The sequence below is a fragment of the Ideonella sp. P3_A4 genome (assembly GCF_056403075.1).
On sequence record NZ_JBFUGE010000986.1, the window covers coordinates 1 to 1,574 of the forward strand.

At 69.5% G+C, this 1,574-nt stretch carries 1 protein-coding gene; it reads right to left on the minus strand.

Annotated elements, in window-relative coordinates:
* A partial coding sequence (locus AC1DYI_RS35120) for an AAA family ATPase (RefSeq protein WP_477208720.1) occupies nt 1-1,574 on the minus strand: 1,574 nt, incomplete at both ends.

Below are 1,574 nucleotides of genomic sequence, written 5' to 3' on the forward strand. Positions count from 1 at the left end.
GTAGCGTGCGTCGCCCGGTAGCGCGGCCAACTGCGCCGGCATGCCCGCGTCCACGTGCAGCTCAGCCTGGCGTTCCAGCAGGCCGTCGCGCCGGCGCAGCAAGCCGATCTCGCGCTCGAAGATCGGCGCGCGCTCCGCAGCGGTCAGCGCGGCGAACGGCACGACGTGGTCGATGCGGTTGAACAGCTCGGGCCGCAGACTCTCTTGCACGACGCGTTCGAAATGCTTCCGAGGATCGTCGTTGCCTCGCAGCATGCCGATCGGCGCTCGCATCGAAGCCTCGGCGCCGAGGTTCGACGTCATCACCACGAAGCAGCCGCAGAAGTTGGCAGTCAAGCCGTCACCGCCGGTCAGCCGGCCTTCGCCGAGCACCTGCAGCAGCAGGTCGAAGAAACTCGGATGCGCCTTCTCGAGTTCGTCGAGCAGCAGCACCGAGAACGGTTGGCGCCGCACTGCGCCGGTCAGTACCCCTTCTTCGCCACCCAGATCGCCCAGCAGCCGCAGCACAGCGGCCGGGTCAGCGTACTCGCTCATGTCAAAACGGATCATCCGGCGCGGATCGCCGAACATKAACTCCGCCAGCGCCTTCGCTGTCTCGGTCTTGCCGACGCCGGTGGGCCCGATCAGCAGCAGTGACGCGATCGGCTTGCCGGTGCGGGCGAGGCCCGTCTTGGTCGTCGCCAGCAGGCCCGTGACGACGTCGAGCGCATCGGGCTGGCCGAACAGGCGGCGGCGGAAGAAGGCATCGACCTCGGCGAGGTCCAGCGGCTGGCGCGGATCGAGCATGCGCCGCGGCATGCCTGTCTCCGCGCAGAACGCCTCGATGGCATCGTCGCGGCTCAGGCTCGCCGTGCGGCCGCGCGCGTGCAGGATCATCTCTTCGAAGAAGCGGATACCCTTGCCCGGAAAGCCCGAGTACGGCGAGAAACGCCGCTGCAACGCGAGCAGCTCGGCCACCGCGTCGCGCGCGACCGTGACACGGTGCTCACGTGCCAGTGCCGCGACCGCCTCCACCATCACGCGCTCCTGCGCAGCCTCGCCGAGTTCGGGCATGCGGACCGTCTGGAACAGTGCGCCGAAGCCAGGCGAACGCAGCTCAATGCGCGCGAGCTCAGCCGGCGTCGCCTCGGCCAGCAGCATCAACCGGCCGCGCGCGAGGGGCTCGCGCAATGCGTCACCCAGACTCACGGCGTTGCCCTGGTACTGGCCCACCTCGAACAACTCTGACAGGTGGCCAACGTACAGAATCACGTCGCGCCGCGCCAGCTCGCTACACAGCACCGCCAACGCGTGCTGCCAGCCGCCGTCGCGCGTCAGGCCTTGAATCAAGCGGGCGGCGGTCGTCTCCCATGGCGCGGCCGCGTGACGCCGCGCACGATCGCGCACGTAGTGCCGGACCAGCGCCGTCTTGCCGCTGCCCTCAGCGCCCACCACCAGCACGCTGCGTGCGAACGCACCCTCGACCGCACGCTCCAGCGTCGCCAGCGGTTCCTCGAGCCCGATGGCGGCGCGCGGGTCGGGCCGCATCTCATCGGACACGCCGTTCAGCAGAGGCTCGCTGCGCTGCTGCAATT